Raw genomic sequence first — 16079 nt, forward strand, 5'->3', positions numbered from 1 at the left:
AGATTAACTCGTGACGGCAAGGGTTTCATGGCGTGATGCCAATCGTGCGCGCAGGCCGTCCGGTTTCACCGTCCACTAGAAGCTCGGCGGCGTGCAGGCGCTGATGACCTCGCAGGGATATGGCCCGACACAGCGGAAGCGATGCGGGCGGCGGCTTTCGAAGTAGTAGGCGTCACCCGGGCCGAGAATGCGGCGTTCGTCATCCACTGTCACCTCCAGGCGGCCGGTGAGCACGATGCCGCCTTCCTCTCCCTCATGCACCAGCGGCACCTTGCCGGTATCGGCGCCCGGCTGATAGCACTCCTTCAAGATCTGAAGGCTGCGGCCGAAGAGGTTTTCGCCGATCTGGCGATAGGAAATCGGGCCTTTGCCGATTTCGACCAATTCCTCGGCCGCATAGAAGGCCTTTTTCGGCGCTTCCGGTTCGAAGGCGAAGAATTCGGCAAGGCCGATCGGGATGCCGTCGAGAATGCGTTTCAGCGCACCGACGGATGGATTGGCCGAATTGGATTCGATCAGCGAAATCGTCGAATTGGTGACGCCCGCCCGCTTGGCGAGTTCACGTTGGGAGAGGTTGCGCGCCAGGCGCAGATGACGCAGGCGATTGCCGATATCGACGGACATTACGGTCTCGGGTTTCAGATGTTCGAAATATCGAAAACATCTCATGTGATATAAGTAAAATCAATGGGTTAAATTCGGCAAGAAAAGGACTTGTTCGGAACAGGAAAATCGCTGATGTCAGGGATAGCGCAATGGAGGCGACCATGGACAAGATCACCCACCCCAACACTCCTGTTCTCGACAATTTCTGGATGCCGTTCACGGCAAACCGGCAGTTCAAGGCGGCTCCGCGCCTGCTCGCTGCCGCCGACGGCATGTATTACACCGATGTCGACGGCAAGAAGGTGCTCGATGGGACGGCGGGCCTCTGGTGCGTCAACGCCGGCCATGGTCGCAGGAAGATCGCACAGGCCGTCGAGCGTCAGCTCTCCACCATGGACTACGCGCCGACTTTTCAGATGGGCCATCCGATTGCCTTCGACTTCGCTGCAAAGCTTGCAGCACATGCGCCGGGCGGTCCGGAAGCCGGGCTCGACCGCGTTTTCTTCACAGGCTCCGGCTCCGAGTCGGTCGATACCGCACTGAAGATCGCCATCGCTTATCAGCGCGCGATCGGGCAAGGTACGCGCACCCGCATCATCGGCCGGGAAAAGGGCTATCACGGCGTCGGTTTCGGTGGCATTTCCGTCGGCGGTCTCGTCAACAACCGCCGCGTCTTTCCGCAGATTCCTGCCGATCACATGCGCCATACGCTTGATATCGAGCGCAACGCCTTCAGCAAGGGCCTTCCCGCCCATGGCATCGAGCTTGCGGAGGATCTGGAACGGCTGGTCGCGTTGCACGGTGCTGAAACGATCGCAGCCGTCATCGTCGAGCCGATGTCCGGCTCTGCCGGCGTCGTCCTGCCGCCGAAAGGCTATCTGGAGCGGCTGCGCGCCATCGCCGACAAATATGGCATCCTGCTGATTTTCGATGAAGTGATCACCGGCTTCGGCCGCTTGGGCACCCCGTTTGCAACGGAATATTTCGGTGTCGTTCCCGATCTCGTCACGACAGCAAAAGGCATCACCAACGGCACGATACCGATGGGCGCCGTCTTTGCCAGCCGCAAGGTCTATGACGGCCTGATGATCGGCCCGGAAAACCAGATCGAGCTCTTCCATGGCTATACCTATTCCGGCCATCCGGTCGCCTGCGCCGCCGGACTTGCGACCATGGAAATCTACGAGGAAGAAGGCCTGCTGACGCGTGCAGCCGAACTGGCCGAGGACTGGCAGAATGCGCTGCATTCGCTGAAGGGTCTGCCGCATGTGGTCGATATCCGCAATCTCGGCCTCGTCGGCGCCATAGAACTCGCGCCCCGTGACGGCGCGCCGGGCACGCGTGCCTACGACGTCTTTGTCGATTGTTTCCAGAAGGGCCTGTTGATCCGCGTAACCGGCGACATTATCGCTCTCTCTCCTCCGCTCATCATCGAGCGCGCTGAGATCGAAACGATCGTCTCCATGCTCGGCGATGCGTTGAAGCGGGCGGCCTGATAATCTCTGAGCCTGACCGGCGCGGGACAGCATCGGTCAGGCTCGATTTCCGTGAAGCGCTGCGCCCGCTTCCGCCCTTTGCCGCGACATGATCGCTGGCAACGGCTTGTCATATGGAATGAAAGCGCCTCATGTCGCCCAGCAGAGCGACGATGTCGTTTTCCCGTGTGCACCGCGCCGCTGCGCGTGATCTTCTGGACATGTTCAAGGTGCCATCGGGAAGCGTCCCGATGGAGAATTGGGAAACCGGTCAAAGGCCGGTGCTGCCCCCGCAACGGTAGCGGACCGAATGTCCCGATTGATGCCACTGGCAGAAGTGCCGGGAAGGTGTCGGGATGTCCGAATGGACAGGTCCCAAGCCCGGAAACCAGCCTTGACGGCAGGCTTGACTGATCGCGGTGGGCGATCGAGAGGCGAATGGGGGTTCTCCGAGGTCACCCCGTTCCAATCTCGTACAGCTTCCTATCAGTCACGCATGCGCCGGCCGGGATGCCGCAAGCTGTCGCTCCCGAGACCGATTTTGCTGCCGTTCAGCCCGTTGAGGAGCGGGCCGATCCGAAGAAGTCCGACATTTCGGGCAATCATCAAGCATTCAATCAAGGAGGAGATCGCATGACTGGGAACAGAGGCGTCGTCTATATGCGGCCGGGCAAGGTCGAGGTGCGCGATATCGACGATCCGAAGCTGGAGGCGCCGGATGGTCGACGCATCGAACATGGCGTGATCCTGAAGGTGATCTCCACGAATATCTGCGGCTCCGATCAGCATATGGTCCGTGGCCGCACGACTGCGATGCCCGGCCTCGTGCTTGGACATGAGATCACCGGGCAGATCATCGAAAAGGGCATCGATGTCGAGATGCTCGATGTCGGCGACATCGTCTCGGTGCCGTTCAATGTTGCCTGCGGCCGCTGCCGCTGCTGCAAGTCGCAGGACACCGGCGTCTGCCTGACGGTCAATCCCTCGCGCGCCGGCGGCGCCTATGGCTATGTCGATATGGGCGGCTGGATCGGTGGTCAGGCGCGCTATGTCACGGTGCCCTACGCGGATTTCAACTTGCTGAAGTTTCCCGACCGTGACAAGGCGATGGCGAAGATCCGCGATCTGACCATGCTGTCCGACATCCTGCCGACCGGCTTTCACGGTGCCGTTCGTGCGGGCGTCGGAGTGGGTTCTACCGTCTATGTCGCAGGTGCGGGACCGGTTGGTCTGGCTGCTGCCGCTTCCGCTCGTATCCTGGGCGCTGCCGTCGTCATGATCGGTGACTTCAACAAGGATCGCCTTGCGCATGCAGCCAAGGTCGGCTTCGAGCCCATCGATCTTTCCAAGAGCGATCGTCTGGGCGACATGATCGCGGAAGTCGTCGGTACCAATGAAGTGGATAGTGCGATCGATGCAGTCGGTTTCGAGGCGCGTGGTCATGCGGGCGGCGAGCAGCCGGCTATCGTGCTCAATCAAATGATGGAGATTACACGAGCCGCCGGTTCGATCGGCATTCCCGGACTGTATGTGACGGAAGATCCTGGTGCCGTGGACAGTGCCGCCAAGCAGGGCAGCCTGTCTCTGCGCTTCGGCCTCGGCTGGGCGAAGGCACAATCCTTCCATACGGGACAGACGCCGGTGCTGAAGTACAATCGCCAGCTCATGCAGGCGATCCTGCACGACAGGCTGCCGATTGCCGACATTGTCAACGCAAGGATCATCTCGCTCGAAGATGCGGCACAAGGATATGAGAGTTTCGATCAAGGTGCCGCAACGAAGTTCGTGCTCGATCCGCATGGCGAGTTGACGAAGGCGGCGTAGAGAAGAAGAACGCACAGGATCACGGCATGATCCCAAGGTGAAGATAGACCGAGGGCGGAGGTTGCTACCTCCGCCCTCGGTCTCGTAAAGACGAACGCATATGAGTTTGCCGGACAACAAAATGGCGGCAAGAGCCAGAGACGGCATCAACTACCTGTCGATACATCTCCCAGGTTTGTGCACCGCCATAGGGTATTTCAAGCAAGTATGCGCCGCAGCAAGCCTTGCCGAAGTTTCAGATCATGTTCGGAAATGCTTAGTCAGGTCGCGAAATCCGCGAAAATCGAGCATCCATGGTCTCCAAAAGGCGGCTGTAAAGCCCAATTATCGACAATAATGACGTATTATGTTGCCATTATACATCTATCCTTTACATATATGCGGGCATCCATGCGGAGGAGCTTCGTCATCGCTTCCTAAGCAACGGCGGCTTGACAAAGAACGCTAACCTGAAGAGATCGGATCAATGGCAAACTTTCTTGAGAAATGGACTTCAAAAAAGGCTGACAAGCCGAAGGCTGGCGCACGCAATGTTGTCGATACATTTCGTGCTCGAGTAGCGGAACAGAAGGCATATCTGGAGGAGTACGAGCGAGACGCGGCAGGCTTCAAGAAGTGGCGCTCCACTTGGTTCCAGCGTGTTCCCGGTGGCTTTGGCGTGACGGTCGGTCGTGACTCCGTCAACGCCGGTCGTGGATTGAGCTATGTTGTTGTCGACGCGATCAAGGACGTGGCTGAGTTTCTCGATGATCTCGCCTATCATGCAGAGCATGATGCCGGCTTCCGGCAGGCTCTAGAGCAGAACCGCCAGCGTCGCGTCGCACTTCTGAATGCGGCGAAGACTGGAGGCAAGGCAGCGACGTCGAAGGCCAAGGCGAAGGCTACCAAGCCCGCGGCAGCGGCAAAGTCGGCCACCGTCAAGCCCGCTGCTACCAAGGCAGCACCGAAAGCGGCAGCACCGAAAGCTGCTCGGACAAAGGCTGCTTCCGTAGCTGCTCCTGCACCGGCTGCTGCAGAGGCAGCAAAGCCGAAGCGCACGCGCAAAACGAAGGCTGCAGGCGCAGCAGAATAAGTCCAAGAAGCCCGCTTCATGCGGGCTTTTTCTTGGCTTGAAACATGCTCAAGTCATCGTAGATGTATGGCTGCGCCATCGAGCAAGCATCATGGCGGATATATCTTCGATGTTGCCGGTCCCAAGAGTTGAACTGAGCCGGAAGAGAGATACTAGCCCAATAAGGTGGCTATGCGGCTATCGGTGCTGACGTATTGGTCGGAGCTCCTACCGCATCGGATCAAACCTGCGGATAGTCGATTGATACGGCCGACAAACCATGCAGCAATCGTTGTAGTGGGTGCTTCGAGGCAGCGGCATGAGACTGCAACAGGCAGACATGCTGAGCGAGACTTCTCCTTGAGCTGAGCGATCGTGGGGGCGCAATGACGCTCGGCTCTAAGAAGGTTCATTCCATACCGTGCAGCAATCCGGAAGGAGCGGCATATGCCGCCCCTTCCGGTCGATTTCACTTCTTCTCGCTATAGGCCTTGATGGCGGCGGCGACTTCGTTCTTCGCCGCTTCCGCATTGTCGAAGCCACCGACTTCGACGACCTTGCGGGCATCCGGAAGCTGTTTGTAGACGCGGAAGAATGCCTGCAGCCGGTCCTGTTCCAGCTTCGGAAGATCGGAGATTTCCTTGATGCCGTCATAGGTCGGATCGATCTTTGTCGTCGGTACGGCAACGATCTTGTTGTCGACGTCGCCACCGTCGATCATCTTCAGCACGCCGATTGCACGCACGCGGACGATGGCGCCGGGAACGATCGGTTCGCGCGTATAAACGATGGCGTCGAGCGGATCACCGTCGCCACCGAGCGAGCTGGTGATGGAACCATAGTTTGCCGGGTAGGCGACCGGCATGGACTGGAAGCGGTCAACGACGATGTGGCCGGTCTTGGCATCGATTTCATATTTGGTGAAGCTGCCGGCAGGAATTTCGATAGCGGTGTAGAATTCCTGGCTTTCGTCCTTCGGCTGAGGATAGTCGATATAGGACACGTAGTCGGCAGCCGAAGCAACACCGCTGGAAAGGATCGTCATTGCAATGACGGAGATAAGCTTTTTCATATACGCCCCCGCGTTAAGGTTGAACGCTATCGCCCTAATCAGGGGTTGTTACGGGCTTGTGACATAGATCGGCGAATGCACAGCTAAGTGGTCGTGATTCAGCCTCTACCCGAATGTGCGAACATTGCGGCGGATCGTCTGCGGCGGTTGGCCGAGCACGCGCAGGAAAGCGCGGCGCATGCGCTCGCGATCGGCAAAGCCGACTTCGGTGGCGATTTCGTCCATCGAATGGCGGCCGTCTTCGATCATCAGTCTTGCAGCCTCCACCCGCATGTTCTCGATCGCCTTGGCGGGGGATTGGCCGGTTTCGCTGCGAAAGACACGGTTGAACTGGCGCGGGCTGAGGCTTGCCGCCTCCGCCAGCTCCTCGACCGATACGATCTTGCGCAGGTTTCGTCCGGCAAAGTCGAGCGCGCGTTGAACACGGTCGGATTTCGGCTCCAGCTCGAGAAGCGTCGAAAATTGCGACTGGCCGCCGGCGCGACGATGATAGACGACGAGCTTTCGGGCCACGGTTCGTGCCAGTTCCTCGCCGTGATCCTTCTCGATCATCGCAAGGGCGAGGTCGATGGTGGCGGTCATGCCCGCCGATGTCCAGATGGCCCCATCGATGATGAAGATCTTGTCTTCATCGACCTTCAGCGCAGGGAAACGATCCCGCAGCTCGCGCGCAAAGACCCAATGTGTCGTTGCGCGGCGGCCATCGAGCAGGCCGGCTTCCGCCAAAGCGAAGGCGCCGGTACACGGAGCCGCAACGCGCCGGGCGGATTTTGCGGCCCGACGGATATAGTCGAGGATCGCGGGAGATGTGGATGAAACTTCCGTCGCCGCACCAATGAAAAGAGAATCGAAAGCAGCGTCGCCAAATGCTTCCGTTTCGACGCTGAACCCCGCCGACGAGCGTACATGTCCTCCTGTCTCCGATAGCAGCGTTACACGGTAGAGCTCCCTCCCGCTCGCCAGATTTGCGACCTCGAAGGCGGTCACTGCGGTAAATCCCATGACCTGAAAGCCCGGGAAGACGAGAAATCCAATGGAATGCATGGCAAAGCTCACGGCTGGAAAAGGTGTTTATAGCATTTATCGGTCGCAAACGGCATCAACTTTCTACGATTCCGGCCATTGTTTACTGTTTTGAATGTCTGAAAACGTTGTGAATATGACATTTGGGTCATCCGCATTCGCGCGTATTGTTATTGCATGCGGGATAGTGACGCCGCAGGACAAGGAATGGAAACAATGACAAATTCATCGGGCAAGGCATTGGTAACGGGCGCTTCTTCGGGCATCGGCGCCGTCTATGCGCACCGGCTCGCCCATCGGGGCTTCGATCTCATTCTGGTGGCGCGCAATGAAGAGCGGCTTTCGGCGATTGCGGATCGGCTGCGCACCGAGACGGGACGCAAGATCGAAGTGATTGCCGCAGATCTCGGCTCCGCGAGCGGGCTGCGTCGTGTGGAACATGTGCTGAAGACGGATGAAGCGATCACGCTTCTCGTCAACAATGCCGGCTTTGGCGGGGCGGCACCCCTGCTGGAGGCAGATGTCGACAAGATGCAGCAGATGATCGATCTGAATGTCACTGCGCTCATGCGGCTGACCTATGCAGCCGTGCCAGGCTTTGTTCAGCGTGGTGGCGGCTCCGTCATCAATATCGCGTCGATCGTCGCAATCGCACCGGAATTGCTGAATGGCGTTTATGGCGGTACGAAAGCCTTCGTCCTTGCCTTCAGCCAGTCCCTGAAGCATGAGCTGGCGGACAAGAATATTCGCGTACAGGCAGTTCTGCCCGGCGCGACCGCAACGGAATTCTGGGCGGTCGCCGGCGTCCCCGTCGAACATCTGCCATCTGAGATCGTCATGTCGACCGAGGATATGGTCGATGCCGCGCTGGTTGGCTTTGATCAGGACGAGCTGGCGACGATTCCCGCTCTCGAAGATGTCGATCTGCAGAGGGTTTATGAAGATGCGCGGCAGGCTTTGAAGCCCAATCTGTCGCGGTCTACTGCAGCTCGACGTTATCAAGTGAAGTAAGAATCTGTCGAATGAACAGGGTGGCCGGCATTCACATCATGCCGGCCGGCCATTCAAAAGCCATAAAACTGGTGAGGTTCGGAAAGGCAAGACGGATCGACATGATCCAGGCATCGGCTGCATGGCATATCATGTAATACCACTTATGCGTCGGGATATATCCCAGCCAGTATCGACGTCATCCATCAGGACCTGAATGAGAAGGTTCGCCGCGACCAAAGCAGATCTGCGAGGTTCAATGCGATGTATTCCATCCAAGACCGCACTCCCGTTTCCATCGTCATTGCGAACTACAACTACGCGCATTTTCTGAGACGCAGCATCGACAGCGCATTGGATCAGGATTACGACGATGCCGAGGTCATCGTCGTCGATGATGCATCGACCGACGCGACAGCAGATGTCATTGCCTCCTATGGTTCTCGAATAAAGACATGTCTGCGCGAGGTGAACGGTGGACATGCTGCAGCATTCAACACAGGCTTCGCATCCAGCCACGGCGAGATTGTGCTGTTTCTCGATGCGGATGATTATCTCTATCCGAATGCGGTGTCAGAGGTTGTCGAAGCCTGGGAGGAGAAGACAGCCCAGGTGCAGTTCAGGCTGCATATCGTTGACGAACAGATGCATGTAAAGGATGTATTCCCACCCGTAGAATTGCCCTTCGATTCCGGCGACGTCACTCCGGACTTGCTGCGGAAAGGCCGCTATCAGACGACGGTCACCAGCGGTCTGGCATTCAAGCGTTCGGTGCTGGACAAGGTCATGCCGGTCCCGGAGCCGGAGTTTCGCCAGGGCGCCGATGGATATCTTGCCACGGTTGCACCGCTCCACGGCGAGGTGACGTCAATCGAAGATTGCCTCGGTGCCTATCGTATCCATGGCGCCAATCATTCCGTCTTCGCCGAGAGGCTCGGCCAGCGCGCGCGCTGGCGCATAGCGCATGATTTCCGTCGGCTGGCGGCCCTGTCGGATCAGGCAATGGAGATCGGACTGGACATGCCTGATGATGCCGGCCTGCGCGATCCCGTCCATCTGGAGGAGCGGTTGGCATCGCTTTGCATCGACAGGGACCAACATCCTGTCGCGAATGATTCCAGGCTCTCTCTTGCCGCGGCCGGCGCGGTTGCCAGTCTCAAGATGAACGCGTCGCGAAAGCGTCGCCTGATGCTGGCCGGATGGTTTCTTTCCATCGGCGTCCTGCCTCGAGATATGGCAAAGACCATCCTCTCGTGGAAGCTTGTGGCCTCGTCCCGGCCTCCGTTTCTCCTGCGTCTCTCGAAGACCATCAGGCATGCGATGGAATAGCTGGATTGCAGGAAACATGGAGTGTCCCGCGCCAATGGATTAACGGTGATCCTATTCGGCCGCGTCTGATTTGCGCGAAGGTCCCATCAAGGCGTCGACCACCGCTTGATGATGGATATTCCTGTCATAGCGGCTGTCGGTTGCAAGCTGCATCAGCCCGGCAAAGGCGCTCTTGGCGAGAGGTTTCTTGCCCTCGCCGCGGAGATAGGCAGTCAGGCGGCGATAATTTGCATTCGTCTTGATCTCCAGCGGATTGCCGGCGCCCATTTTCTTCAATGGCCACCATGACCAGCCGATGCCGTTCTTTTCCTGCAATTCTACGGCGCGCGCATACCACTCATTGTTGTTCTCGCCGGATTCGCCGTTCCAGAGCGGCATGTCATATTGCTCGCGTAGCTTCAGGAAGGGTTCGATCGATTCCTGCGTCGTCGGTGTCCAGTATTTGTGGAAGCTGAGCGCCGTATTGCGGTCGTCGATTGGCAGTACGCCAGCATAATTATTGCCCCAGCAATTGCCCTCGATAACAAGCATATGGTTGGTGTCGATCGCGCGGATGGCGCGGATGGTGCGCTGATAGATGTCACGCAGCGGCCGGTTTTCAGTCTCGCGGCAGCCGCCCTTGTCTTTCTTGTCCTGAAAACCCCAATTCGGTTCGTTGAGCAGATCGTAACCAGCGATCGTCGGCTCGTCCCTGTAGCGACGGGCGATCTCGCTCCACAGCGCGATCATCATTGCCTGGTTCTCATCGCTGTGCCAGAGCGACGGCTTGTTCGGATTGCGGTCGGAAATGGCGATGTCATGACCCTGGCCGCCTGGCGCCGCATGCAGGTCGAGGATCAAATACATGTCGTTGGCTTTCAGCCAGCGGATCAAAAGGTCGACTCGCCGAAAGCCCTCTTCGTTCCAGACAATGTTCCTGGAGGTGTTCTTGCCGTGCTTGTCCTCGATGAAAAGGTTCCAGTGCATCGGCAGGCGCACGCTGTTGAAGCCCCATTTGGCCATCGCGTCGATATCGGCTTTCGTTACCGCATTCTCGCGCCAGGATCGATAGAATTGCTCGGTCCTTTTCTCGCCGATGACTTCGGAGATGCGGCGGCGAATGATGTGCTGCGCCTTGAGATTGGCAAGGCCCATCATGTAACCCTCCTGCACCATCCAGCCGCCGAGGCCGAGACCGCGCAGGATGAGGGGATTGCCCTTGCCGTCGACGATCCGCTGATGATCGGCGCGAACGAATCCCTCGGCCTGTGCCGGCGGTGCAAATGACCCCAGGCAGAGAATGGACAGGCTGGCGAGCAACAGCAGAAAATGCCTCATGAATCCCAACTCGCGTGAAACTTTGGCGCCATGTGGGCAAGGTAGCGCGCAGAGGACCAAAATCTCGTGACACTATCTACGCCGGTCGATCCAGCGGCGCACCGAAGATAATCTCCTGATAGGCGGCAAGCAGAGCGGGTTCTTCGATGGAGCCGTGGTGATGAAGCTGACGCCAGACACCGTCGATCTTGATGAACCAGCGTGTCGTTCGAATGCGAAGCTCGATGCTTCTGCCTGCCGCAACGCAACTTCCTTTCTCTCGACCAACGAACAGATGCCAGTCATCGCCGCCCTGGCTGGTGAAATCGTGGAATGCGACTTGGATTTTCGCCTTTCCACCAAACAGCTTCGCATAGCCCTCACGGATCGACGGCCATCCGCGTCGGATGCCTCCGATCGGATTGTCCATGCTTGGCCTGTCGCCATCGGCCCAGTTTGCGGCGAGCGCATCCAGGTCGCCGGCATTGAAGGCGCGATAGAAGCCGATGAGTGCATCGAGCGCGCCGCCATCGCCCATCACGCTTTCGCTGCCGGCAATTTCAATCAAAAGTTCTGACATGTCCAATTCTCCTGGTGTTATGAATCATGATCCTCGGCGTGCTCCTGCGGAGTGCGGATAAGCATCGCGACGGAGAGATCGATCGCCAGAGCGAGAACCATGGCGCCGGCTCCGATGAAGAAGAGCAGGTAGTAGTTTCCGCTGGTTCGGGCGAAGACGAAGGAAAGTCCATAGGCGGCTGCCGCCTGGAACAGTGCGAAGAATACGGTTGCCAGGCTCCAGGCGCCTTTCTGTTGCGCCGGGTGATGCGGCAGCAGCTCCGCGATCCTGCCGAGCATCAGGGGAACCGTGCCGGTTACGAATGCGCCGACGATCAGGCTCGAGGCGATGAGCCAAGCCTGCCCGTGGCCAAAGGCGGGAATGGCGACTGCGACAGCCTCGAGAAGAAAGGCAAACCGCAGTGCTGCGGCAAAACCCGTGCGATCCGCGAGATGGCCGGCAAGGATCGGGCCGATAGTGGCGCCGAGGCCGAACAGCACCCAGTATTCCGCGCCGACCTGCAAGCCTTCTCCCAATCCGCGGGCGACGAAATCCACGAGGAAGATCATATGCGGAACCCAGCCTGCGGCATTCAGCGCATATTCGATATAGAGCGCACGCAGCGTCCAGCGTTTCGGGACATGCGTGGTATGACGGCTTGCGGCGGTGTGGCCGACGACATCGCGCGGCCATCCGGCCCAGGCAATGATCGTCAGAAGTAGCGACAGGGCGCCGAGGCCGAGCCAGGTTTCGCGCAAGCCCTGTTGCAGCAGCAGGGGAACCAATGTGCCCGATAGTGCAACGCCGGCGCCGATGCCCATGAAGATTATACCGCTGGCAAGCCCTCGGCGAGACGGTGTGATCAGCGGCAGGACGCTCGGCGCTGCGAGTACCATCAAGGCGCCACCGGCAAGGCCGGCTGCAAAACGCCACGCAAAGAACCACGGAAAGCTGATAGGGAAGGCGCAGGCAAAGAAGGCCGCCGTTGCGGCAAGCATCATGATCCTGAGCGTCAAGATGGTCGAAATACGCGCGGCGAGTGGTCGCCCGAGCAATGCGCCGATCAGATAGCCGGAAAGATTTGCAGCGCCGAGATAGGCGGCTGCCGAGGCATCGAACCAATGCGCATCGACGATGGCTGGCAGAAGCGGCGTATAAGCGAAACGGGCAAGCCCGATACCGATCAGGCAGGCGCAGAAGGCTGACAGGATGGCACGCCATGCAGTACGGGCATCATGATGGTTCCGGTCGGTTTCGTGTGCGGCAGCATCGGTCATGGCGTCTCTCTCAGCTATCTGTGCTTGAGAGAATAGGCTGCGCGCTATATCATAAAAACTGAATTATTATGAGAGCAGTTATCTCTATTGGAGATAGGAAGAGTATGGACGTATCCGATCTCAAGGTTTTCGAAGCGGTATCGCGGCACGGCAGCATGAACCGGGCGGCGCAGGAGCTGCACACTGTTCAATCGAATGTGACGGCGCGGATCCGGGCATTGGAAGAAGAGCTGGGCGTCAGCCTCTTCCAGCGGCATGCAAGGGGCGTGTCGACCACGCCGGCGGGAGAGCGCATGCTGCCCTTTGTCGGGCGCATCACCAAACTCATGGTCGATGCCCGCACCGCCGCCAAGGACGATGGCTCTCCGGGAGGGACATTGGCACTCGGCAGCCTCGAGACGACCACGGCGCTGCGTCTGTCACCGCTCTTGGGCCAGTTTGCCAAGACCTATCCGCAGGTGCGTCTCGTCGTTTCGACAGGCACGACCCGCAGGCTCATCGATGATGTCGTCAACTGCAGGATCGAGGGAGCATTCGTGGCAGGCCCCGTCAACCATCCCGATCTCGACCACGAGGTGATCTTTCGCGAGGAATTGGTCCTGGTGACATCGCCCGCCATTCAAGCAATGGAGGATTTAGCCGGGATCGCCGATCTGAAGACCATTGTCTTCCAAATCGGATGTTCCTATCGGCAACGGCTGGAGGCGCTTCTGGCCGATATGGGCATCGTCACGTCGAAGCCGTTGGAGTTCGGGTCTCTCGACACCATCATCAGCTGCGTATCGGCGGGCATTGGCATCACTCTGTTGCCGAAAGGCGTGGTTGCTGCGGCTGCGCGGGACGACAAGGTCGCGATCCACGAACTTCCGCCGGAGCGATCGCTGGTGGATACGCTCTTCGTGCGCCGTTCGGACGCCTATGTGTCCAGTGCTATGACCGCACTGCTCGATATGGCTCGTTCAGCGCGATCAGATTGGGCTGGCGGCTTAGCTTGAAGCCATAATCTCCTGCCAGGCGCGATAGGCCGAAAGCACCGTTTCCATCTGGGCGGTGTGACCGGCGATAAACGCGTTGCCGTAGATGGTCTCGTCCGGATATTCGGTAATCAGCGTCATCGGCACGCTATGGCGATCGTCGATATCGGCGAGGCAGGGGAAACCGTTGATGATGCGGAAGCCTGTTTCGCCGGCATGGGTTTCGTAGAGCGCGATCTGACGATCGTTATAATCCAGCAGACCGGGGATGGCGCCGAGGTGCTTGGTAACCTTGTCCAGAAGCTGCTCGGCTTGAGCTGCCCAGCCGGAATGATAGCGGGCAATCAGGAAAAAGCCTTTCGGCAGCGTCCACATGGCAAAATTGCGCGGGACATAGCCGGAGAGTGGGCGCGTCCATTCATGCGCCGGATAGCCATGGAGGTTGACGTGGAGCCGCGCACCGCTCAGCCTTTCCGCCTGGAAGCGGATTGTCTTTTCAAAGAGATAGGGGCCGGCAGTCTCCTCGGTCCGATATTCGAGGTCGTCGCCAAGCGCGGTATAGCGGGCGGCATGATACATGTGGCGCGGGCTGTCCTGGCGCAGCCGCTGATGCAGCGCGTAGCCATCCGGATTTTCCAGCGGCGAGATCGTGAAATGCGTGCCTTCGACCCCTGCCAGCCGCCGCGCTGCCCGCAGCGCGCCCGCGCCGCCGGTCGTTTCGTTGGCGTGCTGGCCGCCGCTGATCATCACGGCCGCGTCGCTGCCCTTGATGTAGCGCGCTCGAACGGTGCGGCCGGAGCGGGTCGCAGCTTCAAACGCCTTGCCGCCGATCTTGTTAAGCTCGGCCTCGATCTGCAGCACGGCCAGAGGTTCCAATGCCGTCTCGATCGGCTGCTCCGGGCCATCCCAGTAGCGTGAGGATAGCGGCTGCGTTTCGACTTTGACAGAGATTTCGCCTGTGGATTGCAGGATCTGCGGAACGATCTGCCCCGGCTTCAGGCCACGATCGCCGAGCGGGCGGCCGGACTTTTTCTGGAAGAATTCGAGCAGGGAAAAATAGAAATCCTCATGCAGCGCTTCGTGGAGGCTCATGACTTCGTCGCCGACAGGCAAGGCCTCGTCGAGCACCGCTAGGGCAACACGAATGTTCAGTTCCTCGAAATAGGGTTCGCTTGCACCCCAGTCGAAGTGTGTGACCGCATTGATGGTTTCTTCGAACAGCTGTTCGTAGTCCGTGGCGAGCCGCTCGCCCGTCGGATCGCCGTCTCGCATGAGCCAGCCGGTCGGGGAAACGCTAGTCTCGCCGGCGGCATCGATATGGACGCGGTTGGGCACCAGCACCTTCAAGCGCCGCTCGCCGCCCGCCTTGGTCTTCAGCAGAACATCGTAGTGAAAGTCGCTGTCGGCACGCGCGGCAAAGCTGATCTCCCGATCACCGACCATCGCCGCAAGCGGATAGGCCTCCAGCCGGAAGCGGTTCTCCGGTGCATTGGGATGAACCGGATAGCGGATCTCGATCGCATCCACGTCTTGCAGGTCTATTTCCTCGATGAAGGCATTCACCAGCGGCTTGTAGGCGCTGCGAATGCGGGCCTGTACGCCCTTTTCCTTGAGTGCGCGTTCCGCCTGCTCGCGGCTTTCTCTGTCATCAAAGGTCCACGCCTCGAAATTCTGACCGGGCTTGGCATCGGCGACGAGGCGCGACAGCGTGCGCTCAAAACTTCTCTCGAAAATCACGGTCATGATGTCTTACCTTGTCGTTCTGCCTGTCGGGTCGAGGCTGTCGCGCAGCCAGTCGCCGAGAAGATTGAGGCCGAGCACAGTCAAAAGGATTGCGACGCCGGGGAAGAGGCTCACCCACCACGCCGTCTGCAGATAGGTGCGCCCGTCGGCAAGCATGCCGCCCCAGCTCGGAATTGTCGGGTCGACGCCCAATCCGAGGAAGGTAAGGCTGCTTTCGAGGAGAATGTTGTTGGCGATGTTCAACGTCATCAGCACGATCACCGGTCCGATGAGGTTCGGCAGCAGATGCTGGAAGATGATGCGCCAATCCCTAACGCCAATGGCGCGTGCCGAGAGGATGAATTCCCGCTCGCGCAGGCTGAGCACGGAGCCGCGCACGAGGCGCGCATATTGCACCCATTGCGATACGATGAGCAGGATGATCGTATTGGTGAGGCTGCCGCCGACGATGGCGATGAAGGTGATCGCCAGCAGAATGAAGGGCATGGCAAGCTGGATGTCGGCAAAGCGCATCAGCAGCATGTCCCATATACCGCGATAATAGCCGGCAGCAAGGCCGACAAGCACGCCCAGTACCACGCCGCCAATGACCGAAGTCAGGCCGACGGTCAGCGAAATCTTGCCGCCTGCAACGACGCGGGCAAGCACATCGCGGCCAAGGGGATCGGTACCGAAAGGATGGGCAAGGCTGGCGAAAGGCTTTGCAAGCCGCGCCATCAGATCGATCTTTTCGGCGCCGCCGGGAAAGAGGACATCGGAGAAGAGCACGGCAAGGCAGATGACGACGGTGATAAAGGCACCGACGATGAATTCGAAGCTGTAGAAACGCGAACGGCGTGAGATCGTGGCGGCCATGAGCG

Annotated in this window: 14 protein-coding genes and 1 riboswitch; of the genes, 6 read left to right on the forward strand and 8 right to left on the reverse strand. The window is 59.1% G+C overall.

Features of this window, described 5'->3' with window-relative positions; all coding sequences use genetic code 11:
• Positions 1-75: 75 nt before the first annotated feature.
• Positions 76-624 carry a cupin domain-containing protein gene (locus tag GA0061103_RS05290; protein WP_092707725.1) on the reverse strand — a complete coding sequence of 183 codons (549 nt, stop codon included), beginning with the start codon at positions 622-624 and terminating at the stop codon, positions 76-78.
• Between the two features lie 143 nt (positions 625-767).
• On the opposite strand from GA0061103_RS05290, the gene aptA reads away from it, so the two are divergent.
• The 3 genes from aptA to GA0061103_RS05305 all read left to right on the forward strand — a co-directional run bounded on the left by aptA (position 768) and on the right by GA0061103_RS05305 (position 4977).
• Positions 768-2102 carry an omega-aminotransferase AptA gene (aptA, locus tag GA0061103_RS05295; RefSeq protein WP_092708694.1) on the forward strand — a complete coding sequence of 445 codons (1335 nt, stop codon included), beginning with the start codon at positions 768-770 and terminating at the stop codon, positions 2100-2102.
• Positions 2103-2292: 190 nt separating this feature from the next.
• Positions 2293-2492, forward strand: a riboswitch (cobalamin riboswitch).
• Between the two features lie 222 nt (positions 2493-2714).
• Positions 2715-3905, forward strand: coding sequence for a formaldehyde dehydrogenase, glutathione-independent (gene fdhA / locus GA0061103_RS05300; RefSeq protein WP_092708697.1), 1191 nt, complete (start codon positions 2715-2717; stop codon positions 3903-3905).
• 466 nt (positions 3906-4371) lie between these two features.
• The gene (locus GA0061103_RS05305) at positions 4372-4977 is read left to right on the forward strand and encodes a hypothetical protein (RefSeq protein ID WP_092707727.1); all 606 of its coding nucleotides are present in this window, start codon (positions 4372-4374) and stop codon (positions 4975-4977) included.
• 448 nt (positions 4978-5425) lie between these two features.
• Here the strand turns inward: GA0061103_RS05305 and GA0061103_RS05310 are convergent, their stop codons facing one another.
• Entirely contained in the window at positions 5426-6028 is a 603-nt protein-coding gene (locus tag GA0061103_RS05310) for an inorganic diphosphatase (protein ID WP_092707729.1), read from the reverse strand.
• Positions 6029-6133: 105 nt separating this feature from the next.
• Positions 6134-7072 carry a GlxA family transcriptional regulator gene (locus tag GA0061103_RS05315; RefSeq protein ID WP_092707731.1) on the reverse strand — a complete coding sequence of 313 codons (939 nt, stop codon included), beginning with the start codon at positions 7070-7072 and terminating at the stop codon, positions 6134-6136.
• 195 nt (positions 7073-7267) lie between these two features.
• Between GA0061103_RS05315 and GA0061103_RS05320 the strand changes: the two genes are divergently transcribed.
• Positions 7268-8062 (forward strand): SDR family NAD(P)-dependent oxidoreductase, encoded by a 795-nt coding sequence (locus tag GA0061103_RS05320; protein WP_092707733.1) that lies wholly within the window; start codon positions 7268-7270, stop codon positions 8060-8062.
• Positions 8063-8305: 243 nt separating this feature from the next.
• Positions 8306-9370, forward strand: a complete 1065-nt coding sequence (locus tag GA0061103_RS05325; RefSeq protein ID WP_092707735.1) for a glycosyltransferase family 2 protein — start codon at positions 8306-8308, stop codon at positions 9368-9370.
• 51 nt (positions 9371-9421) lie between these two features.
• On the opposite strand, the gene GA0061103_RS05330 is transcribed toward GA0061103_RS05325, so the two are convergent.
• The 3 genes from GA0061103_RS05330 to GA0061103_RS05340 all read right to left on the reverse strand — a co-directional run bounded on the left by GA0061103_RS05330 (position 9422) and on the right by GA0061103_RS05340 (position 12502).
• Entirely contained in the window at positions 9422-10687 is a 1266-nt protein-coding gene (locus GA0061103_RS05330; protein ID WP_092707737.1) for a glycoside hydrolase family 5 protein, read from the reverse strand.
• 76 nt (positions 10688-10763) lie between these two features.
• Positions 10764-11246, reverse strand: a complete 483-nt coding sequence (locus GA0061103_RS05335; protein WP_092707739.1) for a YybH family protein — start codon at positions 11244-11246, stop codon at positions 10764-10766.
• A gap of 17 nt (positions 11247-11263) precedes the next feature.
• On the reverse strand, positions 11264-12502 hold the full coding sequence (locus GA0061103_RS05340) for a YbfB/YjiJ family MFS transporter (RefSeq protein WP_092707741.1): 1239 nt from the start codon (positions 12500-12502) through the stop codon (positions 11264-11266).
• 104 nt (positions 12503-12606) lie between these two features.
• Between GA0061103_RS05340 and GA0061103_RS05345 the strand changes: the two genes are divergently transcribed.
• Complete coding sequence (locus GA0061103_RS05345; protein ID WP_092707743.1) at positions 12607-13497, forward strand: LysR family transcriptional regulator; 891 nt, start codon at positions 12607-12609, stop codon at positions 13495-13497.
• Here GA0061103_RS05345 and GA0061103_RS05350 read toward each other — a convergent pair.
• A complete protein-coding gene (locus GA0061103_RS05350) occupies positions 13489-15219 on the reverse strand; it encodes a M14 family metallopeptidase (RefSeq protein ID WP_092707745.1) in 1731 nt (576 codons plus the stop codon). The two genes, GA0061103_RS05345 and GA0061103_RS05350, sit on opposite strands and share 9 nt — an antisense overlap.
• 6 nt (positions 15220-15225) lie before the next feature.
• Positions 15226-16074, reverse strand: coding sequence for an ABC transporter permease (locus tag GA0061103_RS05355; RefSeq protein ID WP_092707747.1), 849 nt, complete (start codon positions 16072-16074; stop codon positions 15226-15228).
• Positions 16075-16079: the final 5 nt, after the last annotated feature.

Source organism: Martinezella multihospitum (genome assembly GCF_900094585.1).
Taxonomy (GTDB): domain Bacteria; phylum Pseudomonadota; class Alphaproteobacteria; order Rhizobiales; family Rhizobiaceae; genus Rhizobium; species Rhizobium multihospitium.

Bases quoted from the DNA above. Each gene is read 5' to 3' on its own strand.
- GA0061103_RS05290 (WP_092707725.1), bottom strand. From the start codon at position 624: ATGTCCGTCGATATCGGCAATCGCCTGCGTCATCTGCGCCTGGCGCGC.
- aptA (WP_092708694.1), top strand. From the start codon at position 768: ATGGACAAGATCACCCACCCCAACACTCCTGTTCTCGACAATTTCTGG.
- fdhA (WP_092708697.1), top strand. From the start codon at position 2,715: ATGACTGGGAACAGAGGCGTCGTCTATATGCGGCCGGGCAAGGTCGAG.
- GA0061103_RS05305 (WP_092707727.1), top strand. From the start codon at position 4,372: ATGGCAAACTTTCTTGAGAAATGGACTTCAAAAAAGGCTGACAAGCCG.
- GA0061103_RS05310 (WP_092707729.1), bottom strand. From the start codon at position 6,028: ATGAAAAAGCTTATCTCCGTCATTGCAATGACGATCCTTTCCAGCGGT.
- GA0061103_RS05315 (WP_092707731.1), bottom strand. From the start codon at position 7,072: ATGCATTCCATTGGATTTCTCGTCTTCCCGGGCTTTCAGGTCATGGGA.
- GA0061103_RS05320 (WP_092707733.1), top strand. From the start codon at position 7,268: ATGACAAATTCATCGGGCAAGGCATTGGTAACGGGCGCTTCTTCGGGC.
- GA0061103_RS05325 (WP_092707735.1), top strand. From the start codon at position 8,306: ATGTATTCCATCCAAGACCGCACTCCCGTTTCCATCGTCATTGCGAAC.
- GA0061103_RS05330 (WP_092707737.1), bottom strand. From the start codon at position 10,687: ATGAGGCATTTTCTGCTGTTGCTCGCCAGCCTGTCCATTCTCTGCCTG.
- GA0061103_RS05335 (WP_092707739.1), bottom strand. From the start codon at position 11,246: ATGTCAGAACTTTTGATTGAAATTGCCGGCAGCGAAAGCGTGATGGGC.
- GA0061103_RS05340 (WP_092707741.1), bottom strand. From the start codon at position 12,502: ATGACCGATGCTGCCGCACACGAAACCGACCGGAACCATCATGATGCC.
- GA0061103_RS05345 (WP_092707743.1), top strand. From the start codon at position 12,607: ATGGACGTATCCGATCTCAAGGTTTTCGAAGCGGTATCGCGGCACGGC.
- GA0061103_RS05350 (WP_092707745.1), bottom strand. From the start codon at position 15,219: ATGACCGTGATTTTCGAGAGAAGTTTTGAGCGCACGCTGTCGCGCCTC.
- GA0061103_RS05355 (WP_092707747.1), bottom strand. From the start codon at position 16,074: ATGGCCGCCACGATCTCACGCCGTTCGCGTTTCTACAGCTTCGAATTC.